Raw genomic sequence first — 16964 nt, 5'->3', positions numbered from 1 at the left:
CGCCCCGCCATCCCATCAGGGCGCGCAGTGCGCCCTGATGCCTTTATCAGGGCCTGTCGGCCCGCGCTACCTTGCCCACCAGGAACTTGTGCACAAAGCGCGGCACCACTTCGCTGGCCAGGCCGTAGTGCTTCTCGTCGAACTGGCTCTCCACCTGGCTTGGCTCCAGGTTCAGCTCCATGGCGTAGGCGCCGCCCAGCCGCGCCTCATGCACGAAGCCGGCCGCCGGGTAGACATGGCCGGAGGTGCCGATGGCGACGAAGAAATCGGCCTTGCTCAGCGCCTGGTAAATGTCGTCCATGCCCAGCGGCATCTCGCCGAACCATACCACGTGCGGCCGCAGCGGCGCCGGGAACTGGCAGCAGTGGCAACGGTCGTCAACGCTGAGATCGCCGGGCCATTCGAACACCTGCCCCGACTGGGTGCAGCGCACCTTCAGCAGTTCGCCGTGCATGTGCAGCACCCGCTTGCTGCCGGCGCGCTCATGCAGGTTATCGATGTTTTGCGTAACCAGCAGGAAGTTTTCCCCCAGCCACTCTTCCAGATCAGCCAGCGCGCGGTGCGCGGCGTTCGGGGCGATCTCCTCCGTCTGCAGCTGGCGGCGGCGTTCGTTGTAAAACGCCTGCACCAGCGCCGGATCGCGCTGAAAACCTTCCGGCGTGGCGACGTCCTCCACCCGGTGCTCTTCCCATAGCCCATCCGCGGCGCGGAAGGTGCGAATGCCCGACTCGGCCGAAATGCCGGCCCCGGTCAACACCACCACAAACGGCTTTTTCAGCTCGGCCGCCGCCATGGTGTCACGGTGAAAAATGCGTGAACGAAAGCGCTGATGCAGCACATGCTTACTCTTGCGAAACTGACACAGCCGATGGCGAGTGTGCATTAACTCTCTCCTTACTTTTCCCTGTTTACCAAATTGAGGAACGCTGCGCCGCGCACGCCGCCGGCGTCGCCATAGCGCGCCTTCTCGATGCGCGGCAGCCGGGCCACCCGCAGCAGGTGCGCCGGCAACCGCTGCGGCAACGCCTGGTAAATGGCGTCGAAGTTCGACAGCCCGCCGCCGATCACCACCAGGTGCGGATCCAGCACCGTCAGCAGGTTGCCCAGGCAGATCGCCAGCACGTCCATAAAGCGGTCGACGTGAGCCACCGCCTGCGCCTCACCCGCCTGATAATGCGCAATGATCTCGGTGGCGGGCAAGTGCCGGCCATAGAAATGGGCGTACATCCATTCGAAACCGCGGCCCGATATGTAATTTTCAATGCAACCCTGGTGGCCGCACCCGCAGGCGACGCGAGGCACATCACGCCCCAGCACCTCGAGCGCGTCCACCGGCAGGCGCAAATGGCCGAACTCGCCGGCGATATAGTTGCGCCCAGGCACCGTCTTGCCGTCGACGATCAGGCCGCCGCCAACGCCGGTGCCGAGGATGATGCCCAGCACCGTCGGGTAGCGGCGAAACTCGTCGTCCCAGGCCTCCGACAGCGCAAAGCAGTTGGCGTCGTTGTCGACGCGCACCTCGCGCCCGATCAGCGCCGCCAGATCGCGCGGCAACGGCCGCCCCATCGCCGCCGGCACGTTGGCGGTAAACAGCGTGCCGTCATCGTCGTTGGGCAGGCCCGGAATGCCGATGCCGACGCTGCCGCGCCGGCCGCAAAACGCATCCGCCTCGAGGGTCAGATCGCCCAGCGTGGCCAGCAGCTGCCGGTAGTCTTCACGCGGCGTCGGCACCCGCTTTTGCCAAATGCGCTGCAGGTTGTCGTCGAATACCCCCAGCTCAATCTTGGTGCCGCCCATATCGAAACCGTAGTACATAACCCATCCCCAGGCTAAAAAAACGGGGCGGCATCGCTGCCTCCCCGTAGGTTTTATTGTCCGCTGAGCACCCGCGCCGGATCGATTCGGCTGGCGCGCCTCGCCGGATACCAACTGGCCAACAGGCTCAGCACGATGGCGGTCGCCAACACGATCAGCACGTCCAGCCAGTGCAGCTCGGAAGGCAGAAAATCGATGAAGTAGATATCGCCCGACAGGAAGGAGTGGCCGACCAGTTTCTCGATGCCCCGGATAATGTTGGTCAGCTGCAGCGAGGCGATCACCCCGATCACCACGCCGCTCAGGCTGCCCAGCAGCCCGGCCAGCAGCCCGTACCAGATGAAGATGGCGCGGATAAAGCCGTCTTTGGCGCCCAGGGTGCGCAGCACCGCGATGTCGGCGCTTTTGTCTTTCACCGCCATCACCAGCGTGGACACGATGTTGAAGCAGGCCACGCCGATCACCAGCACCATCGCCAGGTACATGATGGCGCGGATCATCTGGATATCGCGGTACATGTAGCCGTACTTGCCGATCCAGCTCTTGATGTAAATGTAGGCGTTGGTCACTTCGCCGGCGTCGCGCACCAGTTTGTTGGCGGCAAACACGTCGTTCATCTTGAGGGCGATACCCGTGACGCTGTCACCCATGTCGAGATACTGCTGCGCGTCGGCCAGCGGCACCAGCGCCAGGCTGTGATCGAGCTGGCCGCTGAGCTGCAAAATGCCGGTCACGTGCAGGCGAATACGCTTCGGTTGCAGCAGCTTCATTTCCGGGTCGCTGTTGGGGATCATCACCGTCACATAGGCGCCTTGCTTCACGCCCAGCGCGTCGGCCACGCCCTTGCCGAGGATCACCTGCTGTTCGCCGGCCTTGAAGTTGACCCAGGCATCACCCTGCACATACTGCGGCAGCGCGCTCAGCCGGCTCTCCTGCTGCGGATCCACGCCTTTGACTTCCACCGCGCGCAGTTGCGCGCCGTTCTCCATCAGGCCGGTAAAGTTAATGTACGGCGCGGCGGCCACAATGCCCGGCACCTTCTCCACCCGCTGCAGAATCGACGGCCAGCCGCTGAACGGCTGATTGACCGGTTCGAGTTCGCCGTGCGGCACCACCGCCAGAATGCGGTTTTTCAGCTCGCGCTCAAAGCCGTTCATCGCGCTCAGGCCGACGATCAACACCGCCACCCCCAGCGCGATGCCGATGGTGGAGATGACCGAAATCAGCGACACCATGCCGCCGCGTTTACGGCCGCGGCTGAAACGCAGGGCCGTCAGGAAGGACAGTGAGGCTCCCGCCATTACTCGGCCCCCATCAGGGTCAGCTGCGCCTGCAGGTGGCCGTCGGCCATTTCCAGCTGGCGGCTCAGGCGCTTGGCCAGTTGCAGATCGTGCGTCACCACCAGAAAAGCGGTGCCCTGACGCACGTTCAGCTCGCCCAGCAGATCGAAGATGCTGTCCGCGGTGCGTTTGTCCAGGTTGCCGGTCGGTTCGTCCGCCAGCACCAGCGCCGGATTATTGACCAGCGCGCGCGCGATCGCCACGCGCTGACGCTCGCCGCCGGAAAGCTCGGACGGGCGGTGCTTGCTGCGTTTTTCCAGCCCGACCGCCGCCAGCATCTCCCGCGCCTTCTCCTGCGCCTGCGCCGGTTTGGCGCCGCCGATCAGCAGCGGCATGGCGGCGTTTTCCAGCGCGGTGAAGTCCGGCAGCAGATGGTGAAACTGATAGATGAAGCCGAGCTGGCGGTTGCGCAGCTCAGCCTTGGCCGCCGAAGACATGGCGTTCAGCGATGCGCCCTTGAAGATCACCTCGCCGGAGGTCGGCGAGTCCAGTCCACCCAGCAGGTGCAACAGGGTGCTCTTGCCGGAACCCGAGCTGCCGACAATCGCCATCATCTCGCCCTGCTGCATGGCAAAGCTGACGTTGCGCAGCACGTCGGTGTGCAGATTGCCTTCCTGATAGGTCTTGCACAGGTTGTCACACTGCAGCAAAAGATGGTTACTCATAACGTAAAGCCTCAGCGGGTTGTACGGCGGCAGCGCGCCATGAAGGATAAAGCGTGGACAACAGGGAAACCGCCATCGCCACCACGGCGATGATCGTCACCTGCAGCGGATCGACCGCCACCGGCAGCGAAGCGCCGTCGATCAGGGCGCCGAGGATCGGCATTAGGTTATTCAGGTTGGTGGCCAGCAACACGCCGAGCAGCGTGCCGAGCAGCGAGCCGATGATGCCGGCGCTGGCGCCCTGCACCATAAACACCGACATGATCTGGCGGCGGGTCAGCCCCTGGGTCTGCAGAATGGCGACCTCGCCCTGCTTCTCCATCACCAGCAGGCCGAGCGAGGTAATGATGTTAAACGCCGCCACCGCCACGATCAGGCTGAGCAGCAGCCCCATCATGTTCTTCTCCATGCGCACCGCCTGGAACAGCTCGCCCTTGCGATCGCGCCAGTCTTTCCAGACCGTGCCCGCCGGCAACGGCTGTTGGCTGAGGGTATCGACCGTCAGAGACTGTTGCAGGAACAGGCGCCAGCCGGTGATGTTGCCGGCCGGGTAGCGCATCAGGCGCGAAGCGTCCTGTTGGTTGACCAGCAGCTGATAGCCGTCCACCTCGCTGTTGGCGTGGAAGGTGCCGATAAGGGTGAACAGGCGCTGGCTGGGAATGCGGCCCATCGGCGTGAACTGGCTGGCGCTCGGCACCATCACGCGCAGCGAATCGCCGCGTTTGACGCCGAGTTGCCCCGCCAGCTGTTCGCCGATGATGATGTTGTATTGGCCCGGCTGCAGCTGCTGCTGCTTGACGTTGACCAGATACGGGGTCAGCGGATCGGCCTCGTCGGGATTGACGCCGAGCATCACCCCGACCGCCACGCTGCGGGCGCTTTGCAGCACCACGTCACCGGTGGTCAGCGGCGCAACGCGCGTGACGCCCTGCAGCTTCTGCACCTCGGAGGCCGGCAGCTGCTGCGGGTTGACCGATCCTTGCGGGCTGGTGATCAACGCCTGCGGCATCAGGCCGAGGATGTTGTTCTCCAGATCCTTTTCGAATCCGTTCATCACCGACAGCACGGTGACCAACGCCATCACCCCCAGCGTAATGCCGATGGTGGAAAGCCAGGAAACAAACCGCCCGAAGCGGTCTGAGGCTCGCCCGCGCATGTAGCGCAGGCCAATGAATAACGCGACAGGTTGATACATGAAATCCGTTTGATAGCCGTGGCTTAAGCAAAGTGATCATGGATGATAAAGGCTCTCCCTCGTTTAGGGAACACCCGACGGCCTTTTATTGCGTGGCGCAGAGGAAAACGGCGGCGGCAGATGAGCGCAATATTGACCCGTCGCCGCAAAAAGTCGATGGCGTCAACCGGTTAAATAATCGGCAAAAAAGCGATGAGCAGCGCTTTTTGCTGTGTCAGTTTGCCGGCCGCTGGGCTACTATAAACAGCATAAAGGCGCTGGGTTATCCGTGCCGGAACGCCCTCTAACACATTGATTAAAGATACCTGAATGAGCACTTCCGATAGCCGTAACCGTTCCTCATCCCCTCGTTATTCTCTGCCCGATCGCGCAGGCGATCTGCGCCAGCTGGGGCAATTGACCGGCGCGGCCTGCGCCGTGGAGTGCGCCGAGATCGTCGAACGCCACCCTGGCCCGGTGATGCTGATCGCGCCGGACATGCAAAACGCCCTGCGGCTGCGCGACGAGATCCAGCAGTTCACCGACCAGATGGTGACCACGCTGTCCGACTGGGAAACCCTGCCGTATGACAGCTTCTCGCCGCATCAGGAAATCATCTCGGATCGTTTGTCGAGCCTGTATCATCTGCCGACCATGGCGCGCGGCGTGATCATTTTGCCGGTCAATACCCTGATGCAGCGCGTCTGCCCGCACGAGTTCCTGCACGGCCACGCGCTGGTGATGAAGAAAGGTCAGCGCCTGTCGCGCGACAAGCTGCGCGCGCAGCTGGAACAGGCCGGCTATCGCAGCGTCGATCAGGTGATGGAACACGGCGAATTCGCCACCCGCGGCGCGCTGCTCGATCTTTACCCGATGGGCAGCGATGAGCCTTACCGCATCGACTTTTTCGATGACGAAATCGACAGCCTGCGCATCTTCGACGTCGATACCCAGCGCACGCTGAGCGAAGTCGAGGCCATCAATCTGTTGCCGGCCCACGAGTTCCCCACCGACAAGAACGCCATCGAGCTGTTCCGCAGCCAGTGGCGCGAGCAGTTCGAGGTGCGCCGCGACGCCGAACACATCTATCAGCAGGTCAGCAAAAGCGCCTGGCCGGCCGGCATCGAATACTGGCAGCCGCTGTTCTTCAGCCAGCCGCTGCCGTCGCTGTTCAGCTACCTGCCGGCCAACACGCTGATCGTCAATACCGGCGATCTGGAGGGTGCCGCCGAGCGCTTCTGGCAAGACGTCAACCAGCGTTACGAAAGCCGCCGCGTCGATCCGATGCGCCCGCTGCTGGCGCCGGATACGCTGTGGCTGCGCGTCGACGCGCTGTTCGGCGAGCTGAAGGCCTGGCCGCGCATCGCGCTGAAAACCGATGAGCTGCCGGCCAAGGCCGGCAATACCAATCTGGACTACCACGCCCTGCCCGATCTGGCGGTGCAGGCGCAGCATAAATCCCCGCTGGATAACCTGCGGCGCTTTATCGAAGGCTTCGACGGCAGCGTGATTTTCTCCGTCGAGAGCGAGGGGCGGCGTGAAACGCTGCAGGATCTGCTCGGCCGCATCAAGCTGGCGCCGGCGCTGATTCAACGCCTCGATCAGACGGAAACGGCGGGCCGTTACATGATGGTCGGCGCCGCCGAACACGGCTTCCTCGACGGCCTGCGCCGGCGGGCGCTGATCTGCGAAAGCGATCTGCTCGGCGAGCGCGTCAGCCGCCGCCGGCAGGACAACCGGCGCACCATCAACACCGATACCCTGATCCGCAACCTGGCGGAGCTGCATCCCGGCCAGCCGGTGGTGCACCTGGAGCACGGCGTCGGCCGCTACGTCGGCCTGACCACGCTGGAGGCCGGCGGCATCAAGGCCGAATACCTGATCCTCTCCTACGCCGGTGAGGACAAGCTGTACGTGCCGGTTTCTTCGCTGCATCTGATCAGCCGCTACGCCGGCGGCGCGGACGAAAACGCGCCGCTGCACAAACTGGGCGGCGACGCCTGGACGCGCGCGCGGCAGAAAGCGGCCGAGCGGGTGCGCGACGTGGCGGCGGAGCTGCTGGATATCTACGCCCAGCGCGCCGCCAAGGCCGGTTTCGCCTTCAAACACAACCGCGAACAGTATCAGCTGTTCTGCCAGAGCTTCCCGTTCGAAACCACGCCGGATCAGGAACAGGCGATCAACGCGGTGCTAAGCGACATGTGTCAGCCTTTGGCGATGGACCGCCTGGTGTGCGGCGACGTCGGCTTCGGCAAAACCGAAGTGGCGATGCGCGCCGCCTTCCTGGCGGTGGAAAACGGCAAGCAGGTGGCGGTGCTGGTGCCGACCACCCTGCTGGCGCAGCAGCACTTCGACAACTTCCGCGATCGCTTCGCCACCTGGCCGATCCGCATCGAGATGATGTCGCGCTTCCGCAGCGCCAAAGAGCAGCAGCAGGTGCTAGACGACGCGGCAGAAGGCAAGGTGGACATCATCATCGGCACCCACAAGCTGTTGCAGAGCGATCTGCGCTGGAAAGACCTGGGGCTGCTGATCGTCGATGAGGAGCACCGCTTCGGCGTGCGCCACAAGGAGCGCATCAAGGCGATGCGTGCCGACGTCGATATCCTGACGCTGACCGCCACGCCGATCCCGCGTACCCTGAACATGGCGATGAGCGGCATGCGCGATCTGTCGATCATCGCCACCCCGCCGGCGCGCCGCTTGGCGGTGAAGACCTTCGTGCGCGAATACGACAGCCTGGTGGTGCGCGAGGCGATCCTGCGCGAAGTGCTGCGCGGCGGCCAGGTTTACTACCTCTACAACGACGTCGAAAACATCGAGAAAGCGGCGCAGCGCCTGGCGGAGCTGGTGCCGGAAGCGCGCATCGCCATCGGCCACGGCCAGATGCGCGAGCGCGATCTGGAACGGGTGATGAACGATTTCCACCACCAGCGCTTCAACGTGCTGGTGTGCACCACCATCATCGAAACCGGCATCGATATTCCCAGCGCCAACACCATCATCATCGAGCGCGCCGATCGCTTCGGCCTGGCGCAGCTGCACCAGCTGCGCGGCCGCGTCGGGCGCTCGCACCACCAGGCTTACGCCTATCTGCTGACGCCAAACCCGAAAGCCATGGGCGCCGACGCCCATAAACGGCTCGAGGCCATCGCGTCGCTGGAAGATCTCGGCGCCGGTTTCGCGCTGGCGACCCACGATCTGGAGATCCGCGGCGCCGGCGAACTGCTGGGCGAAGACCAGAGTGGCCAGATGACCACCGTCGGCTTCTCGCTCTACATGGAGCTGCTGGAAAGCGCCGTCGATGCGTTGAAAAATGGCCGCGAACCGTCGCTGGAAGATCTCACCAGCAGCCAGACCGAGGTGGAACTGCGCATGCCGACGCTGCTGCCGGAAGATTTCATTCCCGACGTCAATACCCGCCTGTCGCTGTACAAGCGCATCGCCAGCGCGAAGAGCGACGGCGAGCTGGATGAGCTGAAAGTCGAGCTGATCGACCGCTTCGGTCAGTTGCCGGACGCGGCGCGCAACCTGTTGCAGTGCGCGGCGCTGCGCCTGCATGCGCAGAAGCTGGGCATCAAACGCATCGAGAGCAACGAGCGCGGCGGCTTTATCGAGTTCGGCGACAACAACCGCGTCGATCCCGGTTATCTGATCGGCCTGTTGCAGGGCAATCCGCAGGTTTACCGCCTGGACGGCCCGAGCAAGCTGAAGTTCACGCTCGATCTGGCCGATCGCCAAAAACGCCTGGCGTTCACCGAAGAGCTGCTGGACGCCTTCCGCGAACACACGCTGGCGGCCTGAGGCCACGCGCCCCGCTCGCCGGGGCGCACACTCCCATCCCCGGCTGCGGCCGGGCGGTTCTATCTTATCGCCAAGCCTTCTATCCCTCCCCAGACGCTTCAGGCTACTCTGTGCCCTGTGTTATTGGGGGAGAACCGCATGAATATCGACGATGAACTGCAGGCGCTCAGCGAACAGGAAGCGACGCTGGCCTTTACCCATTTTGACGCCGCCACCGCCTGGGAACTGGGCGCGGCGCTGAAAACCGCCGCCGAGCGGCGCGGCCTGAGCATCGCCATCGAGATCCAACTGGCCGGGCAAACGCTGTTTTATTACGCCATGCCGGGCGCCACGCCGGACATTGCCGACTGGGTGCGGCGCAAGCGTAATCTGGTGAACCATTTTCACAAAAGCTCTTACGCCATCGGCCTGCGCCTGCAGCAGCGGCAAACGTCGCTGGAAGAGCGCTACGGGCTGAGCGTGCGCGACTATTCGGTGCACGGCGGCGCCTTCCCGCTCACCCTGACCGGCCTCGGCTGCGTCGGCAGCATCAGCATTTCCGGCGCGCCGCAGAAAGAAGACCATCAGCTGCTGGTGAGCACTTTAGCGAACTTTCTCGGCTTATCTCTTCCCGCCCTACACTAACCGTTAAAACCTCGATTATTCCTTTGCTTTTCAGCCGCAGAATCTGCGGCTGACTTATCTGTTATCGGCATTTAGCCCCAAACAAAAGGGCGACTCTCCGATTTCCTGCACCAAATTGATACAGGTCTGGTAATCCGCTGAGCAAAAGGCGTATGGTATCTGTCACGTGACAAGACGGACCTCATCGGGCCCGCCATTCCTTTCACTTTTGAAGATTTGGTACGCACCGTAGATGAAAACGCATGAAATAAACAAAATTCGTCCCTTCAGCGCGCTGATAGACGCCTGCTGGCGGGAACCTTATAGCCTGGCGCGGTTGCTGAAAGACGCTATCGCCGGGGTGACGGTCGGTATTATCGCCATCCCGCTGGCGATGGCGCTGGCGATCGCCAGCGGCGTGCCACCGCAATACGGCCTGTATACCGCCGCCATCGCCGGCATCGTCATCGCCGTCAGCGGCGGTTCGCGCTACAGCGTCTCCGGCCCCACCGCCGCCTTCGTGGTGATCCTGTATCCGGTTTCGCAGCAGTTCGGATTGGCCGGCCTGCTGGTCGCCACGCTGATCTCCGGAGTATTTCTGCTGCTGATGGGGCTGGCGCGCCTGGGCCGGCTGATCGAGTACATTCCGCTGCCGGTGACGCTCGGCTTTACCTCCGGCATCGCCATCACCATCGCCACCATGCAGATCAAGGACTTCTTCGGCCTGCAGCTGGCGCACACGCCGGAAAATTACGTCGGCAAGCTGTACGCCCTGCTGCAGGCGCTGCCGACGCTGGATTTCGGCGATACCCTGATCGGCGCGGTGACGCTCTTGATCCTGATCTTCTGGCCCAAGCTCGGCCTGCGGGTGCCTGGCCACCTGCCGGCGCTGCTGGCGGGCACTGCGCTGATGGGGCTGCTGGCGCTTTTTGATCACCCGGTGGCGACCATCGGCTCGCGCTTCAGCTACCTGCTGGCCGACGGCAGCAGCGGACAGGGCATCCCGCCGATCCTGCCGCAGTTGTTGCTGCCCTGGGATCTGCCGGGCGGCGGCGGGCAGCCGTTCACCCTGAGCTGGCAAACCGTTTCCGCCCTATTGCCGGCGGCGTTTTCGATGGCGATGCTCGGCGCGATCGAATCGCTGCTGTGCGCGGTGGTGCTCGACGGCATGACCGGCAAGAAGCACAACTCGAACAGCGAACTGATCGGCCAGGGCGCGGGCAACATCATCGCGCCGTTCTTCGGCGGCATTACCGCCACCGCCGCGATTGCCCGTTCGGCGGCCAACGTGCGCGCCGGTGCCACCTCGCCGGTGTCCGCCATCATCCACGCGCTGCTGGTGCTGCTGGCGCTGCTGGTATTGGCGCCGTGGCTCTCTTACCTGCCGTTGGCGGCGATGGCGGCGCTGCTGCTGATGGTCGCCTGGAACATGAGCGAGGCGCACAAGGTGGTTTACCTGCTGCGCCGGGCGCCGAAGGACGACATTCTGGTGCTGCTGCTGTGCATGTCGCTGACGGTGCTGTTCGACATGGTGATCGCCATTACCGTGGGCATCGTGCTGGCGTCGCTGCTGTTTATGCGCCGTATCGCCCGTATGACAAAGCTGAGTGAGCTGAGCGCCGACGGCGGCCGCCTGGTGCTGCGGGTGAATGGCCCGCTGTTCTTCGCCGCCGCCGAGCGCATCTTTACCGAACTGCTGGCGCGCAGCGAAGGTTACCGCACGATCGTGCTGCAGTGGGATGCGGTGCCGGTGCTCGACGCCGGCGGCCTGAGCGCCCTGCGGCGCTTTATCGACGAGCTGCCGGCGGACAAAAAGCTGGTGATCACCGACGTGCCGTTCCAGCCGCTGAAAACCCTGGCGCGCGCGCGGGTGCAACCGATAGAGGGCCGCCTGCAGTTCTACCCGACGCTGCCGGAAGCGCTGGCGGCCACCGGCGCCTAAACGTCAAAAAGCCCGACGAGTCGGGCTTTTTTTATGGCGACGAGCGCTTAGTTGCTGGTATCCAGCTCCGGGAAGCTCTTCACCAGGTCGTCGATGGCTTTCATCTGCGCCAGGAACGGCTCCAGCTTGTCCAGCGGCAGCGCGGACGGGCCGTCGCACTTGGCGTTGTTCGGATCCGGGTGCGCTTCGAGGAACAGACCGGCCAGGCCGACCGCCATGCCGGCGCGCGCCAGCTCGGCCACCTGAGCGCGACGGCCACCGGACGCGGCGCCGAACGGATCGCGGGTCTGCAGCGCGTGGGTCACGTCGAAGATCACCGGATGGCCGCCGGTCACGTTTTTCATCACGTTGATGCCCAGCATGTCGACCACCAGGTTGTCATAGCCAAAGTTGCTGCCGCGATCGCACAGGATCACCTGGTCGTTGCCGCCCTCTTTGAACTTGTCGACGATATTGCCCATCTGCCCCGGGCTGACGAACTGCGGCTTCTTGACGTTGATCACCGCGCCGGTTTTCGCCATCGCTTCCACCAGATCGGTCTGGCGCGCCAGGAAGGCCGGCAGCTGGATCACGTCAACCACTTCGGAAACCGGCTGCGCCTGCGCCGCTTCATGCACGTCGGTGATGATTTTCACGCCGAAGGTTTTTTTCAGCTCTTCGAAGATCTTCATCCCTTCTTCCAGGCCCGGACCGCGGTACGAGTGGATGGAAGAGCGGTTGGCCTTGTCGAAAGAGGCCTTGAATACGTAAGGAATGCCCAGTTTTTGCGTCACGGTGACGTAGTGCTCGCAGATGCTCATCGCCAGATCGCGCGATTCCAGCACGTTCATACCGCCAAACAGCACAAACGGCAGATCGTTTGCTACGTCGATATCGCCAATGCTAACCACTTTCTGTTTCATGCTTTCGCCTTTGTTAAGGTTGTAACCGTCGCCTTGCACACTGCGCGGAGTCATTGAATTAATGCAGCGTCACCTGTTTCGGCTCAATCGAATGGATCTGCACTTTGATCACTTCGCTGACCGGGTCTTCAGGACACTGCTCGACAAAATAGTTGAGATCGGAAATCGCGATATGGTTGCACTCCAGCTGGGCGTAAATCAGCCCGCGGTCGCGGATCTCGTACGGATCTTCCGGATCGAAGCACAGCACCGTTTCGCTGGTGCGCAGCGCCATTTCCAGCTGTTTTTCTTCCATCAGAGCGGCCTTCAGCGTATCGAGCATCTTGCGCACCACCATGATGTTCTCCGACTCGTCGAGGTCGTCGTCTTCCAGCTCGGCGCCCAGCCCCAGGTTGCCCTTGATCCACACTTCCAGCTGGTGTTCGCTCAGGGTTTCGCCGTTAAGCGGGTTGATCAGCCACAGCTCTTCGTCCAGCCAGTCGGCGCGCAGGATCAGCTGAGTGGGGAAAATCACCGGCAGCAGCGGCAGATCCAGCGCGTTGGCGATGTGCAGGAAAATGGTGCCCAGCGAGACCGGCGTGCCCTGCCGCCCTTCCAGCACCTTGTCCAGCCAGATGGCGTCCGACAGGCGGTACACGCCACTGGCGCCGCCGAAGCCCCAGGTCTTGTAAAACAGCTCGATGAGCGCATCCAGTTGCTGCTCCTGAGTGATATCGGCCGGCACCGCCGCGCGCGCTTCGTCCACCAGCTGTTGCAGCTTGCGCTCCACGTCGGCAGCCGGGAAATCGCGCCGCACCGACTGCGACACCAGGATCACCCCTTCGCTCAGCGGCGAGGCGTTAAATTCAAAATCAGCAATGCTACTCATAGGTATCCCATCAGAAACGGTATTTTCGTCGTGGCAAGTTTAATTATCAGGTACAGGCAGCCCAACGCCAGCACGAACGCCACGGTTCGCAGCCGCTGACTTTTGGTCTTCTTGCCCAATGCGACGTAGCCAAGCAGGATATAGATAATAACGCCAAACAGCTTCTCGGTCAGCCATGAGTCCATACCCAGCAGCGGATAAAACCCGAACGTCACCACCAGCGCGATGCCGCTGACGAACAGCAGCGTGTCGTTCAGGTGCGGCGCTACCTTGACCCAGCGGCGGCCCATGATCGGCGAGCGGCGCCACTGCCAAAAGAAACGCAGCACAAACAAGGTAATACTGATGGCGACCGTCAGCAAATGGAAATGTTTCAACGCGGTGTATGCAGTCATGATGCTCCCTTAAATGGCCCGGGCGTCGTTATTATCAGTGGCGATTATCCCGGCCATTGGCCGAGCGTCACGCGGTCGTTGTCGCCGTAATCGCGGTGGGTGGCGACAGCGGAAAATCCGGCGGCCTGCAGCAGCGCGCGCACGCTCTCGCCCTGCTGCCAGCCATGTTCCAACAGCAGCCAACCCTGCGGCTGTAAATGGTGCGGCGCCTGGCCCACGATGGCGGCCAGATCCGCCAGCCCATGATCGGCGGCGACCAGCGCGCTGCCCGGCTCGAAGCGCACGTCGCCCTGCGACAAATGCGGATCGGCGGCGTCGATATAGGGCGGATTGCTGGCGATCAGCGCGAAGCGTTGCCCCGCCACCGGCGCAAACCAGCTGCCCTGTAGAAATCGGACGTTGTCGATCTTCAGCTTGCGCGCATTATGCTGCGCCAGCGCGACCGCCTCCGGCTGCACATCGACGCCGATTGCCGAACAATCCGGGCGCTCGCTGGCCAGCGCCAGCGCGATGGCGCCGGTGCCGGTGCCGAGATCGAGGAAATGGCAGGGTTGCGGCGGCAGGCGCGCCAGCGCCAGTTCCACCAGGCATTCGGTATCCGGGCGTGGGATCAGCGTTGCGGGCGAAACCGACAGCGGCAGCGACCAAAACTCGCGCTCGCCTACCAGATAGGCCACCGGCTCACCGCGTTCGCGGCGCGCCAGCAGCGTCTCCAGTTGCTGTTGCTGCGGCGGCGTCAGCAGGGTTTCCCCGAACGCCATCAGGAAAGTTCTGGCCTTGCCGGTTACGAAACCCAACAGGATTTCCGCGTCGCGCCGGGCGCTGTCACTGTGGGTCAAACGTGCGGCGGCGGCTTTCAGCCAGTGTTGATAGTCCATCACTCTTGCTCGGCGGACAGCGCAGCCAGCTGGTCGGCCTGATACTCCTGCACGATCGGCTGGATCAGCATGTCCAGTTTGCCTTCCATCACCTCGTCCAGACGGTAGAGCGTCAGGTTGATGCGGTGGTCGGTCACCCGCCCCTGCGGGAAGTTGTAGGTGCGATTGCGGTCGGAACGATCGCCGCTGCCCAGCAGGTTGCGGCGAGTGGACGCCTCGGCCTGCTGGCGCTTGGCCATCTCGGCGGCGCGAATGCGCGCGCCCAGCACCGACATCGCCTTGGCTTTGTTTTTGTGCTGTGAACGTTCGTCCTGGCACTCCACCACGATGCCGGTCGGCAGGTGGGTGATGCGGATCGCCGAGTCGGTGGTGTTAACGTGCTGGCCGCCGGCGCCGGAGGAGCGGAAGGTGTCGATTTTCAGATCGCCCGGGTTGATGTCCGGCAGCTCGGCTTCCGGCACTTCCGGCATCACCGCCACGGTGCAGGCGGAGGTGTGGATGCGCCCCTGGGATTCGGTTTCCGGCACGCGCTGCACGCGGTGGCCGCCGGATTCAAACTTCAGCTGGCCGTACACGCCATCGCCGGAGACTTTGGCGATCACTTCCTTGAAGCCGCCGTGTTCGCCTTCGTTGGCGCTCATCACCTCGACGCGCCAGCGGCGGCCTTCGGCGTAACGACTGTACATGCGGAACAGATCGCCGGCGAAGATCGCCGCCTCATCGCCGCCGGTGCCGGCGCGCACTTCGAGGAAGCAGCTGCGCTCATCGTCCGGATCTTTCGGCAGCAGCAACACCTGCAGCTGCTGCTCCAGCTCTTCGCTGGCCACCCGCGCCTGTTTCAGCTCTTCCTGCGCCATCTCGCGCATCTCCGGATCGTCCAGCATCATTTCCGCCGTCTCCAGATCCTCCTGCACCTGACGCCATTCCAGGAAGCAGCGGCTGACGTCGGTCAGCTGCGCGTATTCTCGCGACAGCGCGCGGAACCGGTCTTGGTCGGCGATAACGCCGGCATCGCCGAGCAGCGCCTGCACTTCTTCATGGCGCTCTTGTAACGCTTCCAGTTTGGCAACAATAGAAGGCTTCATGCGTGGTAATAAACCCTGTTAATAGAGGAAACTAATGCTGATCCAGCCCGAGGCTGTCGCGTAATAACTGCAACCGCTCCACGTCGCCGTCGCCGGCGGCCTGCTGGAGGGATTTGGTGGGGGCATGAATAAGACGGTTGGTCAGTTTATGGGCCAGCTCGTGTATCACCTGCTCCACGTTGGCGCCCTGCGCGATGGCGGCCAGCGCTTTGGCCTCCATCTCTGCGCGAATTTGGTCGGCCTGCGAACGGTAGTCGCGGATGGTTTCCACCGCGCCCTGCGAGCGCAGCCAGGCCATGAAGTTGGTGCTTTCCTGCTGCACGATCGATTCCGCCTGCACCGCCGCCGCTTTGCGCTGCGCCAGATTGCTTTGAATGATGGCGTGCAGATCGTCCACGCTGTACAGATAGGCGTTGGCCAGTTTGCCGACCTCCGGCTCGATGTCGCGCGGTACGGCGATATCCACCAGCAGCATCGGCTGGTTGCGGCGCGCCTTCAGCGCGCGCTCCACCATGCCCTTGCCGATGATCGGCAGCGGGCTGGCGGTGGAACTGATGATGATGTCGGCGTCCGCCAGGCGTTCGTCGATCTCAGGCAGGGTGATCACCTCCGCGCCGACCTCGTCCGCCAGCAGCTGCGCGCGCTCGCGGGTGCGGTTGGCAATGATCATGTGCCGCACTTTATGCTCACGCAGGTGGCGCGCCACCAGCTCGATGGTTTCGCCGGCGCCCACCAGCAATACGTTGAGATCGGCCAGCGATTCGAAGATCTGCCGCGCCAGCGTACAGGCGGCGAACGCCACGGAAACCGCGCTGGCGCCGATGTCGGTTTCGGTGCGCACGCGCTTGGCGACGGAGAAGGATTTCTGGAACAGACGCTCCAGCTCGCCGGAGAGCGACTGGCCGCGTTGCGACTCGGCGAAGGCCTTTTTCACCTGGCCGAGGATCTGCGGTTCGCCCAGTACCAATGAGTCCAACCCGCTGGCCACCCGCATCAGATGGCTGACCGCGTCGTTGCCCTGATGCCAGTACAGGCTTTTCTTCACCTCTTCCGGACGCAGGTTGTGGTAGGCGCACAGCCAGGCGACCAGTTGCTCGTGCATGTGTTCCTGCTGCTCTACGCTGAGGTACAGCTCGGTGCGGTTGCAGGTGGACAACACGACGCCGCCCTGCACCAACGGTTGTTGGAGCAAGCTGGTCAGCGCCTCATCGATGGACTCTGGCGAGAAGGTCACCCTTTCACGCAGAGAAACCGGAGCGGTTTTGTGATTTATACCTAACGCCAGCAGGGTCATTGCTTCGAGTAATACTTATCTTGGTACGGGTTCTCGTTGAACGGCATTCTACTTGATGCGCGGGATCAATAAAAGTAACAACCGCATCTTCCGTTCAATCGCTGTCATAGATGACATCAATTAATGAATAAGCAATAAATACAGCAGGATAAATAGTCATGAGGTAGGTCGATTGCTTAAATTTTAGCGCAGTTTGCGA

The 16964-nt window shown here is 63.0% G+C and carries 15 protein-coding genes; 4 read left to right on the top strand and 11 right to left on the bottom strand.

The genetic code is table 11. From position 1 onward, the window contains the following. Positions 1 to 46: 46 nt before the first annotated feature. The 5 genes from cobB to lolC are packed head-to-tail and all read right to left on the bottom strand — an operon-like array spanning position 47 to position 5015. Positions 47 to 883: a Sir2 family NAD+-dependent deacetylase gene (cobB, locus tag ABTW55_RS21725; protein WP_033638183.1), complete on the bottom strand. Its 837-nt coding sequence runs from the start codon at positions 881 to 883 to the stop codon at positions 47 to 49. A gap of 11 nt (positions 884 to 894) precedes the next feature. After that, a complete protein-coding gene (gene nagK / locus ABTW55_RS21720) occupies positions 895 to 1815 on the bottom strand; it encodes an N-acetylglucosamine kinase (protein WP_041034741.1) in 921 nt (306 codons plus the stop codon). A 53-nt stretch (positions 1816 to 1868) separates the two neighbouring features. After that, positions 1869 to 3116, bottom strand: coding sequence for a lipoprotein-releasing ABC transporter permease subunit LolE (gene lolE, locus ABTW55_RS21715; protein WP_060420691.1), 1248 nt, complete (start codon positions 3114 to 3116; stop codon positions 1869 to 1871). Continuing rightward, on the bottom strand, positions 3116 to 3820 hold the full coding sequence (gene lolD / locus ABTW55_RS21710; protein ID WP_033638178.1) for a lipoprotein-releasing ABC transporter ATP-binding protein LolD: 705 nt from the start codon (positions 3818 to 3820) through the stop codon (positions 3116 to 3118). The genes lolE and lolD overlap by 1 nt, the downstream gene beginning before the upstream one ends. Then, entirely contained in the window at positions 3813 to 5015 is a 1203-nt protein-coding gene (lolC, locus tag ABTW55_RS21705) for a lipoprotein-releasing ABC transporter permease subunit LolC (RefSeq protein WP_060420688.1), read from the bottom strand. The genes lolD and lolC overlap by 8 nt, the downstream gene beginning before the upstream one ends. A 38-nt stretch (positions 5016 to 5053) precedes the next feature. Between lolC and ABTW55_RS21700 the strand changes: the two genes are divergently transcribed. The 4 genes from ABTW55_RS21700 (at position 5054) to dauA (ending at position 11343) form a co-directional block, all read left to right on the top strand. Continuing rightward, complete coding sequence (locus ABTW55_RS21700; protein ID WP_060420685.1) at positions 5054 to 5302, top strand: hypothetical protein; 249 nt, start codon at positions 5054 to 5056, stop codon at positions 5300 to 5302. Between the two features lie 22 nt (positions 5303 to 5324). Beyond that, positions 5325 to 8798, top strand: a complete 3474-nt coding sequence (gene mfd / locus ABTW55_RS21695; RefSeq protein WP_060420682.1) for a transcription-repair coupling factor — start codon at positions 5325 to 5327, stop codon at positions 8796 to 8798. A 138-nt stretch (positions 8799 to 8936) separates the two neighbouring features. Further along, complete coding sequence (locus tag ABTW55_RS21690) at positions 8937 to 9422, top strand: heme-degrading domain-containing protein (protein WP_060420679.1); 486 nt, start codon at positions 8937 to 8939, stop codon at positions 9420 to 9422. 232 nt (positions 9423 to 9654) lie between these two features. Further along, the gene (dauA, locus tag ABTW55_RS21685) at positions 9655 to 11343 is read left to right on the top strand and encodes a C4-dicarboxylic acid transporter DauA (protein WP_060420676.1); all 1689 of its coding nucleotides are present in this window, start codon (positions 9655 to 9657) and stop codon (positions 11341 to 11343) included. A 47-nt stretch (positions 11344 to 11390) separates the two neighbouring features. On the opposite strand, the gene kdsA is transcribed toward dauA, so the two are convergent. The 6 genes from kdsA to hemA are packed head-to-tail and all read right to left on the bottom strand — an operon-like array spanning position 11391 to position 16765. Beyond that, positions 11391 to 12245, bottom strand: a complete 855-nt coding sequence (kdsA, locus tag ABTW55_RS21680) for a 3-deoxy-8-phosphooctulonate synthase (RefSeq protein WP_004941087.1) — start codon at positions 12243 to 12245, stop codon at positions 11391 to 11393. A gap of 58 nt (positions 12246 to 12303) precedes the next feature. After that, a complete protein-coding gene (gene sirB1 / locus ABTW55_RS21675; RefSeq protein WP_033646388.1) occupies positions 12304 to 13113 on the bottom strand; it encodes an invasion regulator SirB1 in 810 nt (269 codons plus the stop codon). Next, positions 13110 to 13511, bottom strand: a complete 402-nt coding sequence (locus tag ABTW55_RS21670) for a SirB2 family protein (protein ID WP_170310367.1) — start codon at positions 13509 to 13511, stop codon at positions 13110 to 13112. The genes sirB1 and ABTW55_RS21670 overlap by 4 nt, the downstream gene beginning before the upstream one ends. A gap of 41 nt (positions 13512 to 13552) precedes the next feature. Next, positions 13553 to 14386, bottom strand: a complete 834-nt coding sequence (gene prmC, locus ABTW55_RS21665; RefSeq protein WP_033646390.1) for a peptide chain release factor N(5)-glutamine methyltransferase — start codon at positions 14384 to 14386, stop codon at positions 13553 to 13555. After that, positions 14386 to 15471, bottom strand: a complete 1086-nt coding sequence (prfA, locus tag ABTW55_RS21660; RefSeq protein ID WP_060420673.1) for a peptide chain release factor 1 — start codon at positions 15469 to 15471, stop codon at positions 14386 to 14388. The genes prmC and prfA overlap by 1 nt, the downstream gene beginning before the upstream one ends. A gap of 31 nt (positions 15472 to 15502) precedes the next feature. Beyond that, on the bottom strand, positions 15503 to 16765 hold the full coding sequence (hemA, locus tag ABTW55_RS21655; RefSeq protein ID WP_033638164.1) for a glutamyl-tRNA reductase: 1263 nt from the start codon (positions 16763 to 16765) through the stop codon (positions 15503 to 15505). Between the last annotated feature and the right edge of the window lie 199 nt (positions 16766 to 16964).

Source organism: Serratia sp. SM04, assembly GCF_040280225.1.
Taxonomy (GTDB): Bacteria; Pseudomonadota; Gammaproteobacteria; order Enterobacterales; family Enterobacteriaceae; genus Serratia; species Serratia sarumanii.
This window is presented reverse-complemented; position numbering and strand designations above follow the sequence as displayed.